Source organism: Rhodococcus sp. BP-316, assembly GCF_019836105.1.
In the GTDB taxonomy this organism is placed as follows: domain Bacteria; phylum Actinomycetota; class Actinomycetes; order Mycobacteriales; family Mycobacteriaceae; genus Rhodococcoides.
Window position 1 is genome coordinate 194159 of sequence record NZ_JABUEE010000005.1, and the last position, 24784, is coordinate 218942.

General features: G+C 70.5%; 24 protein-coding genes. 8 read left to right on the forward strand and 16 right to left on the reverse strand.

Annotated elements, in window-relative coordinates; genetic code table 11:
- Window positions 1-152: 152 nt before the first annotated feature.
- Genes cofD through HQ312_RS11715 form a run of 3 tightly spaced genes read left to right on the forward strand, consistent with a single transcriptional unit; the run spans window position 153 to window position 3032 of the window.
- Window positions 153-1109: a 2-phospho-L-lactate transferase gene (cofD, locus tag HQ312_RS21920; protein ID WP_027506879.1), complete on the forward strand. Its 957-nt coding sequence runs from the start codon at window positions 153-155 to the stop codon at window positions 1107-1109.
- Window positions 1106-2464, forward strand: a complete 1359-nt coding sequence (locus HQ312_RS11710) for a coenzyme F420-0:L-glutamate ligase (RefSeq protein WP_308123877.1) — start codon at window positions 1106-1108, stop codon at window positions 2462-2464. Before cofD ends, HQ312_RS11710 begins: the two co-directional genes overlap by 4 nt.
- A gap of 10 nt (window positions 2465-2474) precedes the next feature.
- Complete coding sequence (locus tag HQ312_RS11715) at window positions 2475-3032, forward strand: NUDIX hydrolase (RefSeq protein WP_222638681.1); 558 nt, start codon at window positions 2475-2477, stop codon at window positions 3030-3032.
- A gap of 54 nt (window positions 3033-3086) precedes the next feature.
- Here the strand turns inward: HQ312_RS11715 and HQ312_RS11720 are convergent, their stop codons facing one another.
- The 3 genes from HQ312_RS11720 to rfbD are packed head-to-tail and all read right to left on the reverse strand — an operon-like array spanning window position 3087 to window position 5999.
- Entirely contained in the window at window positions 3087-4163 is a 1077-nt protein-coding gene (locus HQ312_RS11720) for a sugar phosphate nucleotidyltransferase (protein WP_027506882.1), read from the reverse strand.
- Between the two features lie 26 nt (window positions 4164-4189).
- Window positions 4190-5080 carry a glycosyltransferase family 2 protein gene (locus HQ312_RS11725; RefSeq protein WP_222638682.1) on the reverse strand — a complete coding sequence of 297 codons (891 nt, stop codon included), beginning with the start codon at window positions 5078-5080 and terminating at the stop codon, window positions 4190-4192.
- Between the two features lie 10 nt (window positions 5081-5090).
- On the reverse strand, window positions 5091-5999 hold the full coding sequence (rfbD, locus tag HQ312_RS11730) for a dTDP-4-dehydrorhamnose reductase (protein WP_308123878.1): 909 nt from the start codon (window positions 5997-5999) through the stop codon (window positions 5091-5093).
- 266 nt (window positions 6000-6265) lie between these two features.
- Between rfbD and HQ312_RS11735 the strand changes: the two genes are divergently transcribed.
- Window positions 6266-7702, forward strand: a complete 1437-nt coding sequence (locus tag HQ312_RS11735) for an LCP family protein (RefSeq protein ID WP_027506885.1) — start codon at window positions 6266-6268, stop codon at window positions 7700-7702.
- 27 nt (window positions 7703-7729) lie between these two features.
- The gene (locus tag HQ312_RS11740; protein WP_222638684.1) at window positions 7730-8443 is read left to right on the forward strand and encodes a TIGR03089 family protein; all 714 of its coding nucleotides are present in this window, start codon (window positions 7730-7732) and stop codon (window positions 8441-8443) included.
- On the opposite strand, the gene HQ312_RS11745 is transcribed toward HQ312_RS11740, so the two are convergent.
- Genes HQ312_RS11745 through HQ312_RS11765 form a run of 5 tightly spaced genes read right to left on the reverse strand, consistent with a single transcriptional unit; the run spans window position 8424 to window position 11457 of the window.
- Window positions 8424-8834, reverse strand: coding sequence for a hypothetical protein (locus tag HQ312_RS11745; protein ID WP_222638782.1), 411 nt, complete (start codon window positions 8832-8834; stop codon window positions 8424-8426). The two genes, HQ312_RS11740 and HQ312_RS11745, sit on opposite strands and share 20 nt — an antisense overlap.
- Window positions 8834-9220 (reverse strand): fluoride efflux transporter CrcB, encoded by a 387-nt coding sequence (crcB, locus tag HQ312_RS11750; RefSeq protein ID WP_222638685.1) that lies wholly within the window; start codon window positions 9218-9220, stop codon window positions 8834-8836. Before crcB (HQ312_RS11750) ends, HQ312_RS11745 begins: the two co-directional genes overlap by 1 nt.
- Window positions 9217-9657: a fluoride efflux transporter CrcB gene (crcB, locus tag HQ312_RS11755; protein WP_056447753.1), complete on the reverse strand. Its 441-nt coding sequence runs from the start codon at window positions 9655-9657 to the stop codon at window positions 9217-9219. Before crcB (HQ312_RS11755) ends, crcB (HQ312_RS11750) begins: the two co-directional genes overlap by 4 nt.
- Window positions 9654-10172, reverse strand: a complete 519-nt coding sequence (purE, locus tag HQ312_RS11760; protein ID WP_027506889.1) for a 5-(carboxyamino)imidazole ribonucleotide mutase — start codon at window positions 10170-10172, stop codon at window positions 9654-9656. The genes crcB (HQ312_RS11755) and purE overlap by 4 nt, the downstream gene beginning before the upstream one ends.
- Window positions 10165-11457, reverse strand: a complete 1293-nt coding sequence (locus tag HQ312_RS11765) for a 5-(carboxyamino)imidazole ribonucleotide synthase (protein ID WP_222638686.1) — start codon at window positions 11455-11457, stop codon at window positions 10165-10167. Before HQ312_RS11765 ends, purE begins: the two co-directional genes overlap by 8 nt.
- A gap of 54 nt (window positions 11458-11511) precedes the next feature.
- Between HQ312_RS11765 and HQ312_RS11770 the strand changes: the two genes are divergently transcribed.
- Window positions 11512-12102, forward strand: a complete 591-nt coding sequence (locus tag HQ312_RS11770; protein ID WP_037186749.1) for a GtrA family protein — start codon at window positions 11512-11514, stop codon at window positions 12100-12102.
- 164 nt (window positions 12103-12266) lie between these two features.
- Window positions 12267-14708 carry a cytochrome P450/oxidoreductase gene (locus HQ312_RS11775; RefSeq protein ID WP_222638687.1) on the forward strand — a complete coding sequence of 814 codons (2442 nt, stop codon included), beginning with the start codon at window positions 12267-12269 and terminating at the stop codon, window positions 14706-14708.
- 33 nt (window positions 14709-14741) lie between these two features.
- Here HQ312_RS11775 and HQ312_RS11780 read toward each other — a convergent pair whose 3' ends face one another.
- The 5 genes from HQ312_RS11780 to HQ312_RS11800 are packed head-to-tail and all read right to left on the reverse strand — an operon-like array spanning window position 14742 to window position 18781.
- Window positions 14742-15299: a TetR family transcriptional regulator gene (locus HQ312_RS11780; protein ID WP_027506893.1), complete on the reverse strand. Its 558-nt coding sequence runs from the start codon at window positions 15297-15299 to the stop codon at window positions 14742-14744.
- A gap of 27 nt (window positions 15300-15326) precedes the next feature.
- Window positions 15327-16652 (reverse strand): ATP-binding protein, encoded by a 1326-nt coding sequence (locus HQ312_RS11785; protein WP_027506894.1) that lies wholly within the window; start codon window positions 16650-16652, stop codon window positions 15327-15329.
- Window positions 16653-16664: 12 nt separating this feature from the next.
- Window positions 16665-17348: a response regulator transcription factor gene (locus tag HQ312_RS11790; RefSeq protein WP_222638688.1), complete on the reverse strand. Its 684-nt coding sequence runs from the start codon at window positions 17346-17348 to the stop codon at window positions 16665-16667.
- Window positions 17349-17357: 9 nt separating this feature from the next.
- Window positions 17358-17900, reverse strand: coding sequence for a PH domain-containing protein (locus HQ312_RS11795; RefSeq protein WP_027506896.1), 543 nt, complete (start codon window positions 17898-17900; stop codon window positions 17358-17360).
- 26 nt (window positions 17901-17926) lie between these two features.
- Window positions 17927-18781 carry a biotin--[acetyl-CoA-carboxylase] ligase gene (locus HQ312_RS11800; protein ID WP_027506897.1) on the reverse strand — a complete coding sequence of 285 codons (855 nt, stop codon included), beginning with the start codon at window positions 18779-18781 and terminating at the stop codon, window positions 17927-17929.
- A gap of 77 nt (window positions 18782-18858) precedes the next feature.
- On the opposite strand from HQ312_RS11800, the gene HQ312_RS11805 reads away from it, so the two are divergent.
- Entirely contained in the window at window positions 18859-20520 is a 1662-nt protein-coding gene (locus HQ312_RS11805; protein ID WP_261769639.1) for an acyl-CoA carboxylase subunit beta, read from the forward strand.
- A 3-nt stretch (window positions 20521-20523) separates the two neighbouring features.
- Here HQ312_RS11805 and HQ312_RS11810 read toward each other — a convergent pair whose 3' ends face one another.
- The 3 genes from HQ312_RS11810 to HQ312_RS11820 are packed head-to-tail and all read right to left on the reverse strand — an operon-like array spanning window position 20524 to window position 24546.
- Window positions 20524-21921, reverse strand: coding sequence for a hypothetical protein (locus HQ312_RS11810; RefSeq protein ID WP_222638689.1), 1398 nt, complete (start codon window positions 21919-21921; stop codon window positions 20524-20526).
- Window positions 21908-23254 carry a hypothetical protein gene (locus HQ312_RS11815; RefSeq protein WP_222638690.1) on the reverse strand — a complete coding sequence of 449 codons (1347 nt, stop codon included), beginning with the start codon at window positions 23252-23254 and terminating at the stop codon, window positions 21908-21910. Before HQ312_RS11815 ends, HQ312_RS11810 begins: the two co-directional genes overlap by 14 nt.
- On the reverse strand, window positions 23251-24546 hold the full coding sequence (locus tag HQ312_RS11820) for a glycosyltransferase (protein WP_222638691.1): 1296 nt from the start codon (window positions 24544-24546) through the stop codon (window positions 23251-23253). Before HQ312_RS11820 ends, HQ312_RS11815 begins: the two co-directional genes overlap by 4 nt.
- Between the last annotated feature and the right edge of the window lie 238 nt (window positions 24547-24784).

Here is a 24784-nt window from a genome sequence, read left to right on the forward strand (position 1 = left end):
GTCGCGGTCAAGCGGACCGCTCGATTTGCAATACCATCCGATCTCCGGTTTTCCCGGAAGGCGAGACTTCCCCGGTGTTTCGCGTCGGACACGCCGTGGTTCGCGCCCACCGGCCCGATCGCGCCGACGGCGACCGCCTAGGGTCGAGGGTCATGAAGGTGACTGTGGTGGTGGGCGGCGTCGGTGGCGCGCGGTTCCTCCAGGGGGTTCGAGAACTGCTGGGGCCGGACGGCGACGTCACGGCCGTGGTGAACGTCGGTGACGACGTCTGGATGCACGGCCTGCGCATCACACCCGACCTCGACACCTGCATGTACACGCTCGGCGACGGCATCGACACCGAGCGCGGCTGGGGTCGACGCGACGAGACGTGGAGCGTCAAGGAAGAACTCGCGGCGTACGGGGCCCACCCGGACTGGTTCGGGCTCGGGGACCGCGACATCGCGACGCATCTGATCCGGACGCGCATGCTCCGCACCGGGTACCCGCTGTCCGCAGTCGTGGAGGCCCTGTGCGACAGGTGGTCTCCGGGTGTCCGCCTGCTGCCCGTCACGGACGACCGCAGCGAGACCCACGTGGTGATCACCGATCCCGACGACGGCACCGACAAGGCCGTTCACTTCCAGGAGTGGTGGGTGCGCTACCGCGCTGCTGTGACGACTCACAGTTTCGCGTACGTCGGAGCGGACAAGGCGACCCCGGCGGACGGCGTCGTCGAGGCGATCGAGACCGCGGACGCGGTACTGCTCGCACCGTCCAACCCGGTGGTCAGCATCGGCGCCGTCCTGGCGGTGCCCGGTATCCGCTCCGCACTGCGCACCACACCCGCGAAGGTCGTCGGGCTCTCCCCCGTCATCGACGGCAAGCCGTTGCGCGGCATGGCCGACGAGTGCCTGTCCGTCATCGGTGTGGAGACGACGGCCGAGGCCATCGGCCGCCACTACGGCGCCCGCTCGGCGGCCGGCATCCTCGACGCCTGGCTGATTCACGAGACCGACACCGCCGACGTTCCCGGCGTGGACGTGCGGGCGGTACCTCTGCTCATGACCGAGCCCGCGGTGACCGCACGGATGGCGCGCGCCGCGCTCGAGGCAGCGGGCGTCCTGTGACCCGATCCGACGGTCCCGGCGATCATGCACCGGGCGGTTCGATCGAGGTGATTCCCGTCGCGGGACTCCCCGAGTTCCGGCCGGGCGACGACCTGGTGGCAGCAGTCGCCACGGCAGCACCGTGGCTCGCCGACGGCGACGTCCTGGTGGTCACGAGCAAGATCGTCTCCAAGGTCGAGGGCCGCCTGGTGACCGCGCCGACCGACCCGGAGGCGCGGGACTCACTGCGCCGCATCCTCGTCGAGCAGGAGGCCGTGCGCGTCCTCGCCCAGCGCGGTCGCACGCTCATCACCGAGAACCGCCTCGGCATCGTGCAGGCCGCGTCCGGCATCGACGGATCCAACGTGTCGACGGACGAGTTGGCCCTGCTCCCCGAGGATCCCGACGCGTCCGCCCGGGCACTGCGCGACGGTGTACGCCGTTCGCTGGGCGTGGCCGTCGCCGTCGTCGTCACCGACACGATGGGCCGCGCGTGGCGGAACGGCCAGACGGACAACGCGATCGGATCGGCCGGGTTGCCCGTCCTGCACGCGTACGCCGGTGGTCGCGACGCGCAGGGCAACGAGCTGATGGTCACCGAGGTCGCGCTCGCGGACGAGCTGGCGTCCGCTGGGGATCTGGTGAAGGGCAAGCTCGGCTCGGTTCCCGTCGCCGTGGTCCGGGGTCTGCACTACGCCGACGACGGCTCCTCCGCCCGCGATCTGGTGCGGCCGGGCGAGGACGACCTCTTCTGGTTGGGAACGCAGGAGGCGCTGCGACGAGGTGCACTCGGCGCGGTACCCGCCCGTCGCTCGGTACGCGAGTTCGACTCGGCCCCGGTCGATCCCGCTGTCGTCGAGGCCGCCGTGGCGGACGCCGTCACCGCGCCGGCTCCCCATCACTCCCACCCGATGCGCTACGTCGCCGTCCGGACGCCGGCGGTGCGCACCGCACTGCTCGATGCGATGGCAACGCGGTGGCGCGCCGATCTCGAGCGAGACGGACGGACCGCGGACTCGATCGAGGCCCGTCTGGCACGCGGTGATCTGCTGCGCACCGCGCCGGAACTGATTCTGGCGTTCGCGGTGCTCGACGAGGCGCACGACTATCCGGACGCGGAACGGCAGTCCGCGGAGACCGTCATGTTCACGGTGGCGGCGGGCGCGTCGGTGCAGGCGTTCCTGGTGTCGCTCGCGGCGCGCGGCCTCGGCAGTTGCTGGGTCGGGTCGACCATCTTCGCCGCCGACACCGTGCGCGAGACGCTCGATCTGCCCGCCGACTGGCATCCCGTCGGGGCCGTCGCCGTCGGACACCCGCTCACTCCCCCGTCGCCCCGCGCGCCGACGCCGCCCGGCTCCGCGTTCCGAGAACTGTGAGGAACCGTCCGTGAGCGCCGAGAGCCTCCACGAGTCCGCGAGAGAACTGCTCCACACCTGGTCGACCACCGACCCGCACGACGACTCGATGCGCCACACGATGCTGGCGTTCCTCGACAGTGCGCCGCGTGGCTGTCTCCGCGAGAACGTCGCCGGTCACGTCACCGCGTCGGCGCTGGTGCTGGATCGGAGTGGGTGCCACGTGCTCCTGACGCTGCACCCGCGGGTCGGACGATGGCTCCAACTGGGCGGACACTGCGAGGTCGACGACGAGACCGTCCGGGACGCGGCTCTCCGCGAGGCGCGTGAGGAGAGCGGCATCGACGACCTGGTTCTCGAGCCGGAGCTGCTCTCCGTTCACACACACCCGATCACGTGTTCGCTCGGCGAGCCGACGCGCCATCTCGACCTGCGCTTCGTCGTACGCGCCGCGGACGGTGCACACATCGTCCGCAGCGCGGAGTCGAACGACCTGCGGTGGTGGCCCGTCGACGACCTCCCCGACGGGGAGGCGGGCGCCGAACGAGACGCGTTGCAGGACATGATCTCCCGCGCGGCGGCTCGCTGAGCCTCGGGCGCCCTGGATTCTCGGACGCCCTGGGTTCTCGGACGCCCTGGATCCTCAGACGTCGGTCGAGAAGCGCACTCCACCGTCGGGCAGCGTCACTCCGGGCCACACCCGGGCGCCGCGGAGCAGCTCGCACCGCGCGCCGATGTTGGCTCCGTCGCCGATGACGGCGTCGCGCACGAGTGCCCGCGGTCCGATGCGCGCACCGAATCCGAGGATCGATCGTTCGACCACCGCGCCGGCCTCGACCACGGCACCGTCGAAGAGGACGGCACCGTCGAGACGGGCGCCCGCTCCCACCTCGGCGCCGCGTCCGACGACCGTGCCGCCGATCAGCAGCGCGCCGGGCGCGACGCCCGCGCCGGGATGGACCAGCGACTCGCCCCGCGTCCCCGTCAGCGCAGGCGACGGTGCGATTCCGCGCACGAGGTCGGCGGAGCCCTTCACGAAGTCCTCCGGCGTACCCATGTCGCGCCAGTAGGCGGCGTCGACGTGTCCGAAGACTCGCTTGTCCTCGGCCAGCAGTGCGGGGAACACCTCACGCTCGACGGACACCGGACGATCGGACGGGATCTTCTCGATGATCTCCCGCTTGAACACGTAGCAGCCGGCGTTGATCTGGTCCGTCGGCGGATCCTGGGTCTTCTCGAGAAACGCGGTGACGCGGCCGGACTCGTCGGTGGGCACGCAGCCGAACGCACGCGGGTCACCGACGCGGACGAGGTGCAGGGTGACGTCCGCCTCGGTGGTGCGGTGGGTGTCGAGCACGCCGCGCAGATCGGTACCGCCCAGCACGTCACCGTTGAAGACCATGACGTTGTCGGCGCGGAGCCGGGGCAGGACGTTGCGGATACCGCCGCCGGTGCCCATCGGCTCCTCCTCGAACACGTACTCGAGCTCGAGGCCGAGTGCGCTGCCGTCACCGAAGTGCTGCTCGAACACCTCCGACTTGAAGGACGTGCCGAGTACGACGTGGTCGATCCCGGCGTCCTTGATGCGCGCCAGGAGATGGGTGAGGAACGGCAGACCTGCCGTGGGCAGCATCGGCTTGGGGGCGGAGAGCGTGAGCGGACGCAGTCGCGTGCCCTTTCCTCCGACCAGAACTACGGCATCGGTCGCCGGAGCAGTCATCGCGTATCGCCTTTCTCAGAAACTTCTCACGTGCTCGAACCTGACCCCACCGTGTCGTCGCGTTGCCGCAGTGCGGCAGTCACGACCACCCTGGACCGCAACGCCAGTCCGGCGCGCAACGTCCACCGGAGAGGAGCTTGCCATCTCCGCGGGTGTCTATCAGCTTGGAAGCGATAGGCGCTGCGGTGGTGCGCCGGCAGCATCGACTCCGGATGACGCCCCGCGGCATGACCTTTGGCGTGCGTCACGACGGCCGTGGGCACGTAGATGTTGGTCCAGCCCGCTCGTCCGAGGCGATCTCCGAGATCGACGTCCTCCATGTACATGAAATACCGGGAATCGAACCCGTCCACCGAGTCGAACGCGGCACGGCGCAGCAACAGACACGAGCCGGACAGCCACCCGACCGACCGCTCGCTGACCTCGTCGTTGTCCTGCCGGTAGCGCTGCGTCCACGGATTCGACGGCCACACCGAACCGAGCAGTGCGTGCAGCGACCCGGACGTGAGATCGGGAACGCGGCGGGCTGACGGGTAGCGCGAACCGTCCGGCTCGAGGATGAGGGGCCCGAGCGACCCGGCCCGCGGATGCCGTTCGGCGGCCGCCAGCAGCTCGTCGATCGACCCGGGGCCGAACTGGACGTCGGGATTGACGACCATGACGAACTCGGTGGCCGGATCCACCTCGGCGACAGCGCGATTGGCGGCGCCGCCGTAGCCGATGTTCGCTCCGGTGCGCAGCAGTCGGACGTGGTCGTATGCGGCCTCGGCCGCCTCGGGCGCGCCGTCGGTGGACCCGTTGTCCGCGAGAATCACCGACACCGGCCGCGTCGTCGCATCCCGCAGGGACTCGAGGAATGCGTCGAGGTGCTCGCCGGGCGAATAGGTCACCGTCACGACGGCCAGGGGGGCACTCACGCCGGTCACCCTACTGGGCGGCTCCGGGCGGGTCCGCGACCGCCCGAGCCGCCAGCGCGGCCGTCAGGGCGTCGCGCCAGGGCCGCAGCGGGGTCAGCCCGGCACCCTTCCAGGCCGCGGGCGAGAGCACCGAGTAGGCGGGACGCGGCGCCGGCCGCACGTAGCGATCACTACCGCACGGGTGAACACGGTCGGGATCGGCGCCCACGGTCTCGAAGGTCGCCCGAGCGAGATCGAACCAGGACGCCGTGCCGGCGTTGGTGGCGTGCAGAATTTGCGGCAGCGCTCGCGGCGACGTCGCCGCCTCGAGGAGCGCGTCCGCGAGATCACCGGAGTATGTCGGCGAACCCACCTGGTCGTTCACGACGTCGAGGGTCTCCCGCTCGGCCTCGAGCCGGAGCATCGTGGCGACGAAGTCGGAGCCGGTGCCGGTGTAGACCCACGCGGTCCGCACGATCGTCGCGGACGGCAACGCCTCCAGGACGGCCCGTTCCCCTGCCAGCTTGGTGCGCCCGTAGGCGGTCGCCGGCGCGGTGGGATCGTCGGGTTGGTACGGGGTCCGCGCGTCTCCGGCGAACACGTAGTCGGTCGAGACGTGCACGAGACCTGCACCGACCTCGGCGCACCGCTCGGCGAGCAGGCGCGGTCCCACCTCGTTCAGCAGTGCGGCGCGGTCCTCCTCGGTCTCCGCCGCGTCGACCGCCGTGTGCGCTGCGCAGTTGATCACCACGGTGCCCGGCACCACGGCGGCGGCGATCGACTCCGGATCCGTGATGTCGAGGTCGGCCGATCCGAAGCCGAGCACGCGGGCCCCGCGGTACCCGTCCCGCGCGCGGTCGACGAGTCGGCGACCGAGCTGACCTCCGGCTCCGGTCACCACGATCGTCCTGTCCGAACTCTGCTCTGCGTCGGTGGTCACAGCGACAGAGTGTGGCACGCCGTGGCGGGTTGCGCGGAGCACGGCGACCCTGCCGTTAGCCTGGGATCGTGACGGATTCTGTGACGGGCCCCGGGACACCGCGCGATCCGTACAGACCTCGGACACAGCGCGGTGCGCAGCGGCGACCCGATTCTCGCGAGTCGGAACCGGGTGCGCGGCGCGCCTCCACCCGCTCCGACCGGGGGCGTCGACCTCCGACCAGCCACCGCCCCTCGCGGACACCGGGGCACTCCAACGCCGGCCGGATAGCCGTCGCACTGTTCTCCGCCGGCGCGTTGCTGGTGACGGGTGTGGCATGGCAGAGCATCGACTCACTGCGCAGCAACCTCGCGACGGTGTCGAACCTCGATCTCGGCGACGGGGCCGACGGTGCGGTCGACATCCTGCTCGTGGGCACCGACAGCAGGACCGACGCGCACGGCAACGCCCTCTCGCAGAACGAGCTCGACTCGCTCCGCGCCGGCGACGAGGTGGCCAACAACACCGACACCATCATTCTGATCCGCGTTCCCAACGACGGATCGTCCGCGTCGGCGATCTCCATCCCGCGCGACGCCTACGTGAACGTGCCCGGCATCGGCGACAGCAAGATCAATGCCGCGTACGGAGCCACCAAGGAGGAGAAGCGCCTCGAACTCGTCGAGAGCGGGGTGCCCGACGCCGAGGCCGACAGCGAGTCGACGCTCGCGGGCCGCAAGGCGCTCATCGACTCCGTCGCGGGCCTCACCGGCGTGACGGTCGATCACTACGCCGAGGTCGGGCTGCTCGGATTCGTCCTGCTCACCGATGCCGTCGGCGGCGTCGACGTGTGTCTGAACGCGCCGGTCGACGAGCCCCTCTCGGGCGCGCGCTTCGCGGCCGGGCAGCAGACGCTCTCGGGTGCCGACGCACTCAGCTTCGTGCGCCAGCGCCACGATCTCCCCCGTGGCGATCTCGACCGCATCGTCCGTCAGCAGGTGTTCATGGCGTCGCTGGTCCGCAAGGTGCTCAGCGCCCGCACGCTCAGCAACCCCGGCACGTTGGGGCAGCTCGGGTCGGCCGTGCAGCGCTCCGTCACCATCGACGACGACTGGGACGTCCTCGACTTCGCCACGAAGTTGCAGGACGTCGCCGGCGGCGCGGTCACCTTCGACACCATTCCCGTCGCGGACATCAACGGCGTCACCGACTACGGCGAGTCGATCGTCGCGGTCGACCCCGTCGAGGTCCAGACGTGGGTGCGAGGCCTGATCGGCGACGCGGCGCCGTCCGAGAGCGTGACGCCGACGCCCACCGTTCCCGACATCGACGCCTCGAGTGTCACCGTGGACGTCGCGAACGACAGCGGTGTCGACGGTCTGGCGTCCTCGGTCTCCGACACTCTGTCGGGCGAGGGCTTCGTTCCGGGCGAGGTCGGCAACAACGAGGGTGCGAGCGTCGACCGGACCACCGTGTACGCCGCGTCGTCGGACGGTGACGCCGCGGCGGCCGTCGCCGCGCGGGTGGGCACCGACCGGACCGAGACCGACGACTCGCTGCCGTCCGGGACCGTGCGCGTCGTGCTGGCCTCCGACTACTCCGCTCCCGCGGCGGCGGGCTCACTCCCGGCCGGTGTCTCGCCCGCAGGCGACACCGCCACCCCGGCTCCCGCGGCCGCGGACCCGATCGACGCCGGGTCCACGGGCCCCCAGTGCGTCAACTGATCGGGCCCGTTCGGAAGAATGTCGTCGATGACCTCAGGTGGCACGACGCTCACGGACGCGCTTCTCGGACCCATCCTCGCGGCGGACGCGGCGGGACCGCGCATCACCTACTACGACGACTCGACCGGTGAGCGCATCGAGTTGTCCGCGCTGACTCTCGCCAACTGGGCCGCGAAGACGGCCAACTTCCTCCGCGACGAGCTCGGTGTGTCGCCCGGCGACGTCGTCAGCGTCGTGCTCCCCGCGCACTGGCAGACCGCCTCGGTGCTGCTCGGCGCGTGGTGGGCCGGCGCCGAGGTGACTCTCCGGCCCGACCCGGACGCGGCGGTCGCCCTGGTGACCGCCTCGGGTGTGGAGACCGCCGACGCCGGTGAGGTGGCCGCACTGTCGCTCGACCCGTTCGGTCGGCCCGTCGACGACCTCCCCCTCGGAGTCACCGACTACGCGACGTCGGTTCGCGTGCACGGCGATCAGTTCGTTCCCGTCGGCGTCGGGCCGGCCCTGGAGGGTCGCTCCGTCCAGGACGTCCTGACCGATGCACAGGGCCGCGCCGCAGCGCGCGGACTGTCGGCGACGGACCGGGTTCTCGCGACCGGGTCGTGGGACGACGCCGACGGACTGCTCGACGGTCTCGTCGCGGTGCTCGCGGCTGGCGCGTCACTGGTTCAGGTGACCGCGCTGGACCCGGCGGCACTCGATCGCCGCGTCGCCACGGAGAAGGTCACGACGGTCCTCGAGTGAGATAGCCCCCGTCGCCGAGTCCGGCCTCCACCTCGAAGCGGTTGGCGGCGCCCGGACGGCGCATCTCCTCCACCAGGTACCGGATCGCGAACGAGAACCCGTGGCGGGCCCACTGGTCGGCGTGCACGGACTCGTGGCGCAGCATCGCCCGCCGTCGACGGGGATCGACGAGCGCGTGTCCGGTGAGGAACGCTCCGCCGAAACACGTTCCGCCGCGGGCGTATCCGCCTCGCATCGCCTCGCACACGATCAGGTTCGACGACGCGTCGTACGAGATCCGCGAGCGCCACAGACGAGCCCAGGTGAGCGCCGTGGCCGTGACGACGAGCGACTGGATGCTGCCGCGCGACACCCGTCGCAGCGGGCTCGACCCCCGCGGACCGGAGGACATCACACCGAGCTCCCACCCGACGCCGCCCACATGAGAGCCAGTCCACCGGCGCAGGCCAGGACGGAGGCGATCACGGTGGTCCCCGCGTTCGCCGCGGCCGCCCGGTGCCGACCCTCCTGCACGAGTCGGACCGTCTGCACGCTCGCGGTGCTGAACGTGGTGTACCCGCCGCAGAACCCGGTGCCGGCGACGGCCTGCCACTCGGCGGGCCGGCCGGCGAACAGCACGAGCCCGGCCAGGATGCCGAGAAGGAACGACCCACTGACGTTGACGATCAGAGTCCCCAGGGGGAACGGCCGACCGAAACGAGCCGTCACCTCGCCGTCGACGACGAAGCGGACCACCGCCCCGAGCGCACCCGCGAGCAGCACCGCGGCGACCGTCATGTGCGTGGCCTCCGATGGAGGGTGCCACCGGTCACGATGCCCGCCCAGGCACAGATCAGTCCCGCCACGACTCCGACGGCGGCGTAGGTCAGTGCAGTCGTCGGTGCGCCGTCCCGGACGAGCTCGACCGTCTCGAGGGCGAACGTGCTGTAGGTCGTGAACGCGCCACAGAAGCCGGTGCCCGCCACCAGGCGCACCCACCGACGCCGCCCGACGTCCGGTCCCGAGCGCGCCAACGCTTCCAGCAGCAGACCGAGGACGAACGCACCGCTCAGGTTGATCAGGAACGTGGCCCACGGCCATCCCGTTCCGGAGTGCGGCACCCAGGACTCCAACGAGTAGCGGGCACCCGTCCCCGCGGCACCGCCGACGACGACCGCGGCCAGGGCAGCGGGCGTGCGGTGCAGAGGACGGACCGAGTCCGCGGACGCGGTCATTCCAGCAGACTGCGACGCAGCGCCTCGTCCTTGTCCAGCACCATCTGCTCGAGTCCGCGCTGGAACTCGGCCATCCGTCCACGCAGCTGCGGATCGGCGGCACCGAGAATGCGCACGGCGAGCAGGCCGGCGTTGCGTGCGCCGCCGATGGAGACCGTCGCGACGGGCACCCCCGCCGGCATCTGGACGATCGACAGGAGCGAGTCCATCCCGTCGAGGTACTTGAGGGGAACCGGGACACCGATGACGGGGAGCGGCGTCGCGGAGGCCACCATGCCCGGCAGGTGAGCGGCACCGCCGGCGCCGGCGATGATCACCTCGATTCCGCGGTCCGCCGCGTCCCGCGCGTAGTCGAGCATGCGCTGCGGCGTCCGGTGCGCGGAGACCACGCCCACCTCGAAGCGGACGCCGAACTCGGCGACCGCCAGAGCGGCGGCCTCCATCACCGGCCAGTCCGAGTCGCTGCCCATGATGATGCCGACCCGGACGGCCGTGCTGTTGCTGTTCTCATCCATGATGCGGATCCCATCCGTCGGTCCAGACGCCGTGCGAGAGCCAGTGCGCGGCACGCTCGGCACGCTCCCGGACCTCGGCGACGTGCTCGGCATCGGACGCGGAGCCGTTCCGCGGGCCCACGATGTTGACGTGGCCGATCTTGCGGTCCTTGCGCTCACCCTTGTCGTAGAGGTGCACCTTGGCGTCGGGCATCCGCGCGAACAGGTGGTGCACCCGCTCGTCCATGGTCGAGGACGGCTGCTCCTCGGCGCCGAGGACGTTGGCCATGACGGACACCGGCGCGAGTGGCGCGCAGTCACCGAGGGGATAGTCGAGTACCGCGCGCAGGTGCTGCTCGAACTGCGAGGTCCGGGCACCGTCCTGCGTCCAGTGGCCCGAGTTGTGCGGGCGCATGGCGAGTTCGTTGATCGACAGGGTGCCGTCGACCTTCTCGAACAGCTCCACGGCCATGACTCCCACCACACCCAGCTCGGACGCGATGCGGAGCGCGATGTGCTCGGCGTCCGCAGCCAGGTCCTCGGACAGGCCGGGAGCGGGTGCGATGACGACGGCGCACTGTCCGGACCGCTGCACGGTCTCGACGACGGGCCAGGTCGCTCCCTGCCCGAACGGGGACCGCGCGACCATCGCCGAGAGTTCGCGCGCCATGTCGACACGCTGTTCCGCCATCAGCGGCACTCCGGCGGCGAGCTGGTCGGACACCACGGTGCGCGCCTCGTCGGCGTCGTCGGGCATCCAGACGCCGCGACCGTCGTAGCCGCCGCGCACGGCCTTGATCACGATGCGCCAGTCGTGGGCGTCACCGAAGGCGACGACGTCCTCGACGGACGCCACCTCCGTGAAATCCGGTACCGGTAGTCCCAGTTCCCGCAGGCGAACGCGCATCCGCAGCTTGTCCTGCGCGAAGATCAGCGCCTCGGGAGGCGGCTGGACGTTGACGCCCTCGGCGACGAGGACGTCGAGATGCTCGGTGGGGACGTGTTCGTGATCGAACGTCAGTGCGTCGGCACCGGCGGCGACCGCACGCAGTGCCGCGAGATCGGTGTGCTCGCCGAGCACCACGTCGGCGCTCACCCGAGCCGCCGGATCGTTCTCCCCGCCCGCGAGCACGCGCAGGGTCTGACCCAGCTCGATCGCGGCCTGGTGGGTCATCCGTGCGAGCTGTCCTCCGCCGACCATCGCGACGACGGGCAGGGACGAGGTGCGCTGCCGCGGCGGGTCGGTGCGCGGGGTCTGCTGGGGGATGTCCGAATTCACGGTGTCTCCTGCTGTCACGCCGCTCATCGTGTCACGAGTCCGATTAGTGTTTGGTCACTGCTCTTCGTAAAGTGGGTCACCGTGCCTCTGATCGACCGTGTGGTTGCCGGTATCCCGCAGCCGTTCCGAAGCATTGCCCTCCGCCACTCCGAACTGATCAAGTTCGCGATCGTCGGCGCGACCACGATGGTGTTCGACCTCGCGATCTTCTACTCACTGAGCCTCACCGTGCTCGAGTCGAAGCCCGTCGTCGCCAAGATCTTCTCCGGCGTGATGGCGACGATTCTCAGCTACATCCTCAACCGCGAGTGGTCGTTCAAGAACCGTGGTGGCCGCGAGCGTCATCACGAGGCGCTGTTGTTCTTCACCATCAGTGGCATCGGCGTCATCCTCGCCGCCGCTCCGCTCTGGATCGCGAACAACGTCTTCGACATCCGCGAGGGACAGACCACCCTCACCGCGTTGATCATCATCGACTTCGTCCTCAACTACGTCATCGGCAATCTGCTGCAGATGGTCTTCCGATTCTGGGCACTGCGTCGCTTCGCGTTCCCGGACGAGAACGGCCGCGGGATCATCGCGAATCCGCTGATCGAGGACGAGCCGGACCCCGATCTCGATCCCGACGTCGACCCGGACGACGAGCAGACTCAGTTCATGGGTCACAGCTGACGCGACGCGTCAGGCCCCTCTCCTCACTCACCCGGCGGCGGGCCCGCTGGTGCGCTGTCGCTCAGTGGCGACAATAAGTCGACTATTGTCATCTCCGGATACACATGGTTTAGTTCTGTCATCCCACTCGTCAGAACCATCCCAGCACCGAGGCGGTAGTCGTCATGAGCGTTCGCGACACGATCATCACGAGAACACAGGCACTGGTCCCGATGGAGCGTCAGATCCAGGGACTGCATCTGTGGCAGCGCGCGAAGAGGCTCGTGGTGAGCGACGGGCAGCCGCACTTCCGTGAGTCCGCGATCCCCGACGTGGCGGAGCTGGATCTGACCGAGATCGATGTCAGCAACCCGTTCCTGTGGCGGCAGGGATCGTGGGAGGCCTATTTCCGGAGACTGCGAGACGAGTCGCCCGTGCACTTCCGGGCCGACAGCGCGTTCGGGCCGTTCTGGTCCGTCACGCGCTACGACGACATCGTCGCAGTCGACCGGGATTTCGAGACGTTCTCGGCGGAACCGCAGATCATCCTGGGCACACCGCCGGAGGGCCTCGACATCGAGATGTTCATCGCGATGGACCCGCCGCGCCACGATCAGCAGCGCGCCGCGGTGCAAGGCGTCGTCGCACCTCGGAATCTGGAGGAGATGGAGGGTCTCATCCGCTCGCGGGTCGCGGAGGTCCTCGACGAGCTCCCGGTGGGCGAGCCCTTCGACTGGGTCGACCGGGTCAGCATCGAGTTGACCTCGCGGATGCTCGCGACGCTGCTCGACTTCCCGTACGAGGAACGACGGAAGTTGGTCGAGTGGACCGATCTGGTGGCCGCGAGCGCGTCGGCCACCGGCGGGTCCACCGACACGGACGCGGCGTATCGGGCCGCGGCGGAAGCAGCGCGCAGTTTCAGTGCGCTGTGGCACGACAAGGCGGCGCGCCTCGCAGCCGGCGAGAAGCCCGGGTACGACCTCATCACCCTCATGCAGCTCTCCGAGGACACGAAGGACCTGATCGACCGCCCTATGGAGTTCCTGGGCAACATCGTCCTGCTCGTCGTGGGCGGAAACGACACCACCCGCAATTCGATGACGGGCGGACTGCTGGCCCTGAACCAGTTCCCGGAGCAGTTCGATCGCCTGCGCGCCGATCCGGGCCTGGTACCGAAGATGGTCCACGAGATCCTGCGGTGGCAGACGCCCCTCGCCTACATGCGCCGCATCGCGACTCGAGACACCGTCCTGAACGGTCAGTTCGTCCGCGAGGGCGACAAGGTCGTCATGTGGTACGCCTCGGCCAACCGCGACGAGCGCACGTTCGACGACCCGGACAGCTTCGTGATCGACCGGCGCAACGCACGGCATCACCTCGCGTTCGGCATCGGCACCCACCGCTGCATGGGAAGTCGGCTCGCGGAGATGCAGCTGCGGATCCTCTGGGAGGAGCTGCTGACGCGCTTCGACGACATCGAGGTCCTCGCGGAGCCGACGCGCGTGCAGTCCAACTTCGTTCGTGGCTACAGCTCCATGATGGTGACGACGACACCGAAGGGCGGGGAGCGTCGACGGCACGGCACCTACCGCACCGACCGGAAGGCCGCCGGCGCCGCTCCCGTGGTGGACACGTCCACCGTCACGCCCCCTCGGCAGCGCCGCGACGGCGACGGAGCAGAGCGGACGCAGCTCGATGTGCGGGTCGCGCACCGGCGTACCGCGGCGGAGGGCGTCGTCGAACTCGTCCTCACCGATGCCGCCGGCGGATCGCTGCCGTCCTGGACGCCCGGCGCGCACGTCGAACTGATGCTGCGCCCCGACCTGGTCAGGCACTACTCACTCTGTGGGGACACCGCCGACGAGTCCTCGTGGACGATCGCGGTCCTGCGCGAGCCGGACGGCCGCGGCGGCTCGGCGCACGTGCACGACCACCTGCCGGAGGGAGCCACTCTGCGAGCACGAGGGCCGCTCAACCACTTCGCACTCGATCCCGCACCGAGCTATCTCTTCATCGCCGGCGGCATCGGCATCACACCGATCCGCGCCATGATCGCCGCTGCCCGAGCCGACGGCGCCGAGTGGAACCTGGTGTACGCCGGTCGATCTCGTTCGTCGATGGCGTTCCTCGACGAGTTCGACGGCGACGACCGCGTGACGGTCTGGGCCAAGGACGAACGCGGCGAGCGTGTCGATCTCGACACCGTGCTGGGTGAGCCCCGGCCCGAGACCCTGATCTACTGCTGCGGGCCCGGCCCGCTCCTCGATGCCGTGGAGAACGCGTGCGCGGCGTGGCCGGACGGGAGCCTGCGCCTGGAGCGTTTCGCGGCCGAGACCGTCGAGGCACCCGACGACGCGCTCGACTCGTTCGAGGTCGAGTGCGCGCGCTCGGGGGTGACCGTCACCGTCCCCGACGGCACGTCGATCTTCGACGCCGTCGAGAAGGCCGGTGCCGACGTCATCGGGTCGTGCATGGAAGGCATCTGCGGGACGTGCGAGGCCGACGTCCTGAGCGGCACTCCCGACCACCGCGACTCCGTGCTGTCGCGTCGCGAACGCGAACGCGGGGACACGGTCATGATGTGTGTCTCGCGATCGCTGTCGTCGAAGCTGGTGCTCGACCTGTAGTGCGCCGGGCCGGTGGGACCGAGCCGAGTCCGCTCAGGCGAACCCGCGGACCACCCGGTCGATGCGATCCACCGCCTCGTCCACGTCCACGGACGGTTGCACCAGATGGCTCAGCGTCAGTCGAACCACGCAGTCCACCAACGCGTCCGGCGCTCTCTCGCCTACCAACGCACCGACGGCACTGTTCGCGTGGCCCAACACGGCGTCGGGGTGGACCGTGACCAGGGCGAGCAGACCCGAATCGTGCCCCGGCCGCAGAACGGCTGCGAGAGCGACATTGGCCCGACCGTGTTCGAGCACGCCCCGAACGGCAGCGGAGATGCCGTCCTCGAAGCTGTCGGGATGCGCTGCCAGCCCGGTGCGCACCTGCTCCAGGAATCGCTCGACCTCGCGGTCCACGACGGCGCGACCGAGGTCGTCCTTCGTACCCACCTCCTTGTAGAGGCTCTGCCGGGGCACCCCGGAACGCTTCGCGACCTCGGTCATGCTCAGGCCGTCCCACCCGCGGTCGGCGATGATCTCCACCCCGGCGTCGAGCACCCGCTCGAGTCGCAGAGTCCGCAGTTCGGAATAGAAGTCGGGCGCAGTCACGTCGCGAGCCTAGGTGAGCCGAGCCGGTCAGCGCGGTTCGGACATCCCGGCCGGGATCACCTGGTCCACGCGTGCCGCGGGCAGGAACACCGCGAAGAGCGCGGGACGTCGGCGCTGCAGTTCGAGTCGTCCCCCGTCCGCCTCGACCAGCGCGCGGGCGAGGGCGAGGCCCACCCCGGTGGATCCGGCGCCGGAGAAGCCGCGGTCGAAGATGTGCGGCGCGAGTTCGTCGCTGACGCCGGTTCCCTCGTCGGAGACCTCCACGACCACGGGCGGCCGTGGTCCGTCCTGCGCGGGTGCACGCGACTCCCCCACGAGGCGCACCGTGACGACGCAGCGCCCGCCGCCGTGGTCCAGCGCGTTGTGCAGCAGCACCGACACCGCCTCGCGGAGCCGGGAACCCGTGACCAGGGCGGTGACCGACGAGTCGCCGCGCAGCTCGAGGTCGCGCCCGGCATCGGCGAACGGCCCGCGCCAGTCGTCGATGACGGGTTCGAGTTCGCCGCGCACGCGCACGGTCGAGGCGTCGGCCGCGCCGTCACTGCGGGACGACCGCACGAGGTCGTCGATCGCGGTGGTGAGCCGGTCCACCTGGGCCATCGCCTCGTTGGCCTCGGTGACCACCTCGGGATCGGGGTGTCCGGACAGCTCGTCGAGACGCAGGCGCACCGCGGTGAGACGGCTGCGCAACTGGTGGGAGACGTCCGCGACGAGGGAGTGTTCGCGTTGCAGGCGCCCCACGATCTCCACCGATGCGGAGTCCAGCACGTCGGACACCCGGTCGAGTTCGGGAATGCCGTGGCGGGTGGGGTCCTTGCGGAAATCGCCCTCGGCCAGCCGGGCGGCCCGCCCCGCGACGTGCTGCAGGGGCGTGGAGAGTCGACGGGACGTGAGGACGGCGACGACGGTGCCGGCCGCGATCGAGGCCAGGACGACGAGCGCCACCGCGCCGACGGCCTGCTTCTGGGCGGTGCGCATCTCGTCGGACGGCACTTCGAGAAGCAGCGACCCCGAGGTGCCCATCGAGAGGGACTCCTCGATCGGATCCTCGACGGACGGTGCGCCGATGTCCATGCGGGACGCCGGGTTCTCGGGGGTGGGGTAGACGACGACGAGGCGCCCGCCCATGGGCACGACGAGACGCAGCGAGGCGGTGTCGAGGCCGCCGTCCACGCGGCCGTCCCCGCCCTCCTGATCGATGATCTCGGACGCCATGCGCTCGAGCCGGGTGCGCAGGTCGCCGCGAGTGAAGTCCTCGACCCACAGCCAGGCGGTGTAGGTCAACGGGATGCCGAGCAGCATGCCGGTGAGGATGACGACCGCGAGGATCGACTGCAGGATCCGACGCCTCATGCGGTGGCCCGGTCAGTCCGTGTTGATCCGGAAGCCGACGCCGCGCACGGTCGCGATGCGTCGTTCGGCCACCGAGCCCTCGTCGCCGATCTTGCGGCGCAGCCAGGACATGTGCATGTCCAGCGTCTTCGAGCCGCGCAGCTCGGCGTCGCCCCACACCTCGCGCAGAATGGTCTCGCGCGAGACCACCTGACCGGCATGGTCGAGCAGGATCTTGAGAAGTTCGTACTCCTTGTTGGCCAGGGGGATCTCGTGGCCGTCGAGCAGGACGCGCCGTGCGGCGGGTTCGAGGCGCAGGCCGCCCACCTCGATGGTGCCGTCCTCGGAGGCCGCGCCGCGGCGCCGGAGCAGGGCCCGGACCCGCGCCATGAGCTCGGCGACGCGGAAGGGCTTGCTCACGTAGTCGTCGGCTCCCGCGTCGAGACCGACGACGAAGTCGACCTCGTCGGTGCGTGCGGTGAGCATCAGGACGGCGAGGTCGGACCTGGTGGCGCGGATCTGCCGGCACACCTCGAGGCCGTCCATCCCGGGGAGCCCGAGATCGAGGATCAGGAGATCGAACGAGCCTTCCAGGGCGCGCGCGAGCGCTGCCGGACCGGTCTGCTCGACCGTCACCGTGTACCCCTCTCGTCCGAGTGCGCGGGACAGCGGGGTCGCGATGGCTTCATCGTCTTCGGCGAGCAGGACTTCGGTCACCGGACCACCCTACGTAGTGCGCGCGGGACCGAGATCGTCTCCGTCGTCCCAGCCGTGATTCTGGGAGTCGAAGACCTGGTGGTACAGCAGGGAGTGGACCCGCTCGACGTCGGGGATGTCGTCGAACTCGAGGGGGTCGTCGGAGCTCGCCACGATCACCAGGGTGCCGGTCTTCAGGAGCCGGTCGAGAAGACCGTGACGGAACTGCACGTTGGACACCCGGCGTACCGGGATGTCGATGCCCGAGTGCGACAGCACACCCTGGCGGACGAGGACGCGTCGGTCGGTCACGACGAAATGTGTGGACCGCCACCGCAGTACGGGGACAGCGGTGCGCCAGGCGATCAGCCCGACCCACACCACCGCGACGGCGATCAGCGCGGCGGACCGCGCCGTGGACTCCAGCGACCGTCCGATCAGACCCACGAGGAAGCCCGCGAGAAGTGTTGCGACGAGGAACGTCAGCACCGGCAGCACGAGCATCTTCCAGTGCGGGTGCCGATGCAGGATCAGGTCCTCCTCGTGCCCCAGTGCGTCCTGCGGAAACGACATGCGATTCTCCTGAGGGGAAGGGGCGGTCAGGCGTCGAGCGCGCGGAGGTGAGTGACGTCGCCCGCCGAGACGGCGACCGGCGTGGTGTCCCCCGACTCGGGCACGATCACCACCCGACCGTGCTCGTCGATGTCGGTCGCGACGCCCACCAGCTCGGTGTCGCCCGGCATCGTGACCCGCACGCGGCGGCCGAGAGTATCGCACCGGGAGCGGTACAACTCCGCGATCGGCGCGGTGTCCCACCCCGACTCCCGCCACTCGTCCAGTGCCGAACCCATGGCCCGCAGGAAGGCGCGCACCACGGTGCCGCGATCGATCACCGCCGCGCCGGCCAGTTGCAGGGACGTCGCCGTCGGGACGGGCAGCTCCGCCTCGGTGAGGCTGACGTTGATGCCGACTCCGGACACCGCCGTCACGACGGGATGGGTCGAGGCCACCTCCACCAGGATGCCCGCCACCTTGCCTCCGGCGTAGCCGGACGACTCGTCGCCGCGGATGAGGACGTCGTTGGGCCACTTGAGCACCGCGTCGACCTCGGTGACGGTGCGCAGCACGTCGACCACCGCGACACCGGTGAGCAGCGGGAGCCACCCCACCGATCCGGGCGGCACGCCGGGCAGCTTGACCAGCGCCGACACGATGACCTGCGACCGCGCGGGAGCGGTGAACGACCGCGAGTGCCGTCCGCGGCCCGCGTCCTGGACGTCGGCGATCAGCGCGGTGCGGTCACCGGCGGTGTCTGCGACGGCCAACAGGTCCGCGTTGGTCGATCCGGTCCGCGCCACGACGTCGACACGCGACCACGATCCGCGGGGTCCGTCGACGAGTGCGCGCGTGAGCGCACGCCCGTCGAGCGGCGGTCTGTCCAGGTTCTCCCACATGGGGCCGAGCATAGAGACGCGGCCGACGCACCACCCCTGCCACGTCCGGCGGCGCGGCGTCGATACAGTGCTGGTCTATGACGAGTGTTCAGGATGCGTCCGCGCAGGAATCAGTGGCTCGAGAAGAGACGGGGGCTGCCGCACCCGACATCCACACCACTGCCGGAAAGCTGGCCGAGCTCGCCGCCCGCCAGGCCCAGGCCGAGAAGCCCATGGGCGAGGCGGCCGTGGAGAAGGTGCACGCCAAGGGCAAGCTCACCGCCCGCGAACGCATCACCGCGCTCCTCGACGAGGGCTCGTTCGTCGAACTCGACGCCCTTGCCCGCCACCGCTCCGTCAACTTCGGCCTCGCCGACAACCGCCCCTTCGGCGACGGCGTCGTCACCGGCTACGGCACCGTCGACGGCCGCGACGTGTGCGTGTTCTCCCAGGACGCCACCGTCTTCGGCGGCAGCCTCGGCGAGATCTACGGCGAGAAGATCGTCAAGGTCATGGACCTCGCCCTCAAGACCGGACGCCCCCTCGTCGGCATCAACGAGGGCGCCGGCGCCCGCATCCAGGAAGGCGTCGTCTCCCTCGGCCTCTACGGCGAGATCTTCCACCGCAACGTCCGCATGTCCGGCGTCGTCCCCCAGATCTCCCTGATCATGGGACCCGCCGCCGGCGGACACGTCTACTCCCCCGCCCTCACCGACTTCGTCGTCATGGTCGACAAGACCTCCCAGATGTTCGTCACCGGACCCGACGTCATCAAGACCGTCACCGGCGAGAACGTCACCATGGAGGACCTCGGCGGCGCCCACACCCACATGGAGAAGTCCGGCGTCGCCCACTACGTCGCCTCCGGCGAGCAGGACGCCCTCGACTACGTCCGCGAACTCCTGGGCTACCTCCCCTCGAACAACCAGGCCACCGCGCCCCGCCTTGCCCCCTCGGACCCCATCGACGGGGCCATCGCCGACTCCCTCACCGCCGAGGATCTGGAACTCGACACCCTGATCCCGGACTCGCCGAACACCCCGTACGACATGCACGAGGTCATCCGCCGCATCCTCGACGACGACGAGTTCCTCGAGGTGCAGGAAGGGCGCGCCCGCAACATCATCGTCGGGTTCGGCCGCGTCGACGGGCGCAGCGTCGGCATCGTCGCCAACCAGCCCACCGCGTTCGCCGGCACCCTCGACATCGACGCCTCCGAGAAGGCCGCCCGGTTCGTGCGCACCTGCGACTGCTTCAACATCCCGATCATCACCCTCGTCGACGTCCCCGGCTTCCTGCCCGGCACCGATCAGGAGTTCAACGGCATCATCCGCCGCGGCGCGAAACTGCTCTACGCCTACGGCGAGGCCACCGTCGGCAAGATCACCGTCATCACCCGCAAGGCGTACGGCGGCGCGTACGACGTGATGGGGTCCAAGCACATGGGCGCCGATCTCAACCTCGCGTGGCCCACCGCGCAGATCGCCGTCATGGGCGCCTCCGGCGCCGTCGGCTTCGTCTACCGCAAACGCCTCCTCGAGGCCGCGAAGAACGGTGACGACGTCGACGCACTGCGCCTCGAGCTGCAGAACGAGTACGAGGACACCCTCGTCAACCCGTACGTCGCCGCCGAACGCGGCTACGTCGACGCGGTGATCCCCCCGAGCCACACCCGCGGACAGATCGTCACCGCACTGCGCCTGCTCGAACGCAAGATGGTCACCCTGCCTCCGAAGAAGCACGGCAACATCCCGCTCTAGACCTCACCAGAACGAGTGCTCGAGTGACCACCGGTCGAGCTCCGCGGACACCGTCTCGCGGAGCCGGCCGGTGTCTCCCGCGTACTCGGGGTGGATGCCGAACACGGTGACCGTCACCTTGTCGCCGTACTCCACCGCCCACGCGGCGATCGACGGTCCCTGTCGACGCCGGGCGGCCGCGTCGCGGCCCTGCATGATCGCGCGGATACCGAACGACTCCGCGACCTGATCACCGAGTTCGAGGGCGCTCTGCGGCGCGGCGCCCAGGTTCGACACAGTGGTGTCCGGCCCGGCGATGGACGTCATCATCCGCCCGAGCACCCGGTCCGGAAGCAACCTGGCCACCGCCTGCAGGTGGTCGGTGACCGCGTCGTCCGTGGTCGCGTACTTCGCGAACGCCGCCTTGCTCAGCGCGCGGATCTCGCCGAGCCCCACCTCGGGTCCGATCGGCCCGGGCACCCGGATCCACACGCCCCCGGACGCATTCGCTCTGTCGTCGCCGTCGGCGCGGTTGCTCACCGCGATGCAGATGCGCGTGCCCTCGGGACCCGTCGGATGGCCGGACGCACGCAGAACCCCGCCCATGACGGCCGTGAAGAGGCTGTTCGGCGTACCACCGTGCTCGGCCGCGCGGGCGATCCACTCACGGCGATCGAGATCCACCACGGCGAGGGTGGTGTCGGACTCGGTCGGAGTGGGTTGGTCCGCGCGAGCCGCGACCGGCGCGGCGGTCGGGGCAGTCTCGTCGGATCGCGTGATCGCCGTCCGCAGCGCCGTCGCGCCGGCCGTCGCCGCCGCCTTCCCGATCACCGCGAGAGCCCGCGCCACCGCCGGAATCTGCGCCCCCGCGTCACGCAGATCGTCCCGCACGCCGGCCCACCCGGCGACGTCACGCCCGGTGGGCAGTGCCGAGCGCGTCGGCCCCCGGCGAGCCGCATCGAGCGCCGCGTACACGGCCTGGCCGTCGGCGATCATGTGCGAGACCAGCAGTGCCACGACGACTCGTCCGGCATCGGTGTGCGCACACTCGAGCGCGAATCCGCGTCCACCGGAGGGATTGAGATCCGCCGCACGGAGCCGGGCGTCGACCCAGTCCCCCACCGCGTCATCCGCGATGGTGCCTGGTTCGGTGTACACCGTGGCGGGGCGTTCGGCCCGCACCCATCGGTCGTGGCCGAACGGCACGGAGGTGGGGAACACCCGGCGGTCGAACGATCCCGACGCGAGCCGGTCGGCGAGCGTCGCGACGGCGTCCGCACCCGGGTCGGCCGGGAAGATCCACAGGTACTGGATCGGCGCCGTCCATCCGAAGAGTCGCTCCGCCAACGCGTACGACTCGTCGGCACCCGCCACGCGGTCTGCCGGGCGGACCTGAGCAGTGGTCACGTCACCAGAACTCATGCGGCACATCCCATCCGGTGAGCTCCGCGGACAGGGCTGCCGTCAGCGCCTGCGCGGAACCCACGCGTGTCTCGTCGAACCCGGCCACGGCGAAGGTCGCCGCACCGTCCGTCTCCAGGTACCAGGACTGCACGCCCTCGCCGAAGCGTTGCGTGCCGGCGGGGTCGACGTGGTGCGCTGTTCCCCGGAAGGCGACGTCCGTGGCGGTACGGCCGCCGACCCGGCGGAGACCGTCGAAGGACCCGAGATTCGACGCGACCACGTCGGGCATACCGGACCCGCCGCCCGTCACCACGGACGTCACGACGGACAGCGGGAGTACCTGGAGCAGTGGCTGCAGATGAATCATCGCCGGCCGACGTCCGGCGGACAGCGCCGCGAACGCGTCCCGGCACAGCGCGCGGACACCGCCCAGATCGGAGCCCGGAACCACGCGCTCGGCGAGTGAGATCGACACGCCCCCGGTGGCGTTGCTGCGCTGATCGTCGTCACCCCGGCGCAGACTCATCGGGATGCCGACCTTCACGGGCAGCCCGTCGTCTGCGTAGCCGGTGGCGACGAGCGCACCGGCGAGTACCGCGACGAACAACGAGTTCCGTGTCCCGCCGTGACGCTGCGCGACGGCGTCCCACTCCGCCACCGGCACCGTGACCGTCGCCCAGGACGGACGAGCCAGCGGCGCACGGGTGTGTGCGGGGGTGCGCGGGGTGACGGAGGCCGGACGTGCGACGCCGGAGTCGGTCGAGCGGAGATCGGACACCACCGCGACGGCGGTCCGTGCCACGCCGGCCACGGCTCCGACCACCTGACGTGCTGCGTCGCCGACGTCCCCGACGAGTGCGGACGGCCCGGTCGGCGCGGCGCCGACGTCGTCGCGCACCCCGGCCGTGTCGGCGACGGCGGCCACAGCGGCCGCCGTCATCGCTCGGCCGTCCGCGACGAGGTGCAGGCAGGTGAGAGACAGCGCCGATCCACCGGTGGTCGTCCGGGTGGACCGCAGCGCCCAGCAGCGCCCCGCCTCGGCGTCGAGGTCGACGGTCTCGAGATCGCGCGTCGCCCAGTCGAGGACCTCGTCCGGTGTCACAGACTCGTCATCGAGCCGAACGGCGGGATCCCGGTCGGACCGGACCCAGCCCGGGCGGGCGACGGGAATCGACGGTCGCACGATGCGTCGATGCAGTGCTCCGCGCGCGAGTCCCACCGCCATCGCCGTCACGTCGGCGTCCGGCACCGCGTCGTCGAAGCGCCACACGAGTTGCAGGACCACGTCCCACCCGAACGCCTCGGAGAGGAACCAGTAGGTGAAGTCCTGATCCTGAAGCCGCGCCGTCATGCGACCACCGCGTCCGTCGGTGCGGGGCGGGCCGACTCCACGAGGTCGGACGCGCGGCGGACCGCCTCCGCGGGACTCGTCATGGCGGCGGCCACGGCGGCTGCGCCCGCGGCCGCCTCGGGCGTCAGAGCGAGGCGCAACGCCTTCTCCAACGACTGCGCCGTGATGTCGGAGGCGGACATCGCGGCGCCGCACGACAGGGCGACGACCCGCCGACCCCAGAAGGGCTGATCGGACGACACCGAGCACACCACCGTCGGCCGTCCGGCCCGCAGTCCCGCCGCGGTGGTCCCCGCGCCGCCGTGGTGCACGACGGCGCGGCACCGGGGGAAGACCGCGGCGTGGTCGACGGCGCCGGTCACACGGACGTGATCACCGAGCGCGTCTGCGGAGTCGACGTCGTTCCAGCCGGCGCACAGCAGAACCCGTTCGCCCACGCGCGCCGCGGCATCCGCGACGGCGGCCAGGACGGCCGCCGGGTTCGTCACCGGCATGGATCCGAAGCCGACGTAGACGGGCGGGGGGCCGTCGTCGATCCACTCGTCCAGGGACGGGTCGGACGGCTGCGGATCCATCCGTGCCCGCAGCTCCGGGGACACCTCGAGGAAACCTGTGAGGGGACGCGTGCCGTCCCAGTCGACGGCGAGTTCGGGGCAGAACACCCGGTCGTAGGCCTGGATCTCGACGGTCCGGCGACGGGCCATGCGACCGGGAAGCGGTGACGACACCGTGGGGATGCCCAGGGAGCGGCGCAGCGTGTTCTCGCGCCGCCGGGTCGCCGTCCACAGGACATGGTCCAGCACGGTCCAGGCAAGTCCGACGACCGCAGCCGGCGCACCGTCGATGCCGGGCACCGGTGAGTACCGCGGGTTGGAGCGCACCGGCGCGTGATGCAGCGCGACGAGACCGATCCCGCGCGCCTCGGCGAGGGGCAGCGCGATCTGTTCGGTGGTGATGCCGGTGAGCAGCACGTCCGGCGCCGTGGTGTCGACGACGTCGCGCAGTTCCGTCACCATCTGGTCCCACCCGAAGTTCCACAGTGCGGCGAGCGCCCGCGCACGGTCGGCGACCGACCCGCGGGACAGGCCGTGACGGACCAGGTCCGAGTTCATGTGCTCGCGGGTGTCGTACCCGAACGGCACCGTCTCGAGTCCGACCCCGCGGGCCAGGTGCACGAGGTTGGGCGGAACTGCCATGACAACGTGGTGGCCCCGGCCCGCCAGATCCGAACCCAGGACGACGGCAGGTTGTACGTCGCCTCGCGTTCCGCTGACGGCCATGACGATGCGCACGACTCGATTCCCCCTCGGACATACCTGATGTGGAGTGCGCCGGAAATGGCGTCTCGTCCGCTTGTGTCACTTGTTCGTACCATTCGACGCACGGGACGGCATGTCGTGGTGCCGATCCGAGAACTGGACCACGGACAGACCTCGAGGTCGGGAACGCACGCTGGTCACAAGCAGCGCCGCAGTCGACTTGTCAAGGCTGACAGCCGAATACGCCGAACAAGGAGGTCGGGTCGGCGCA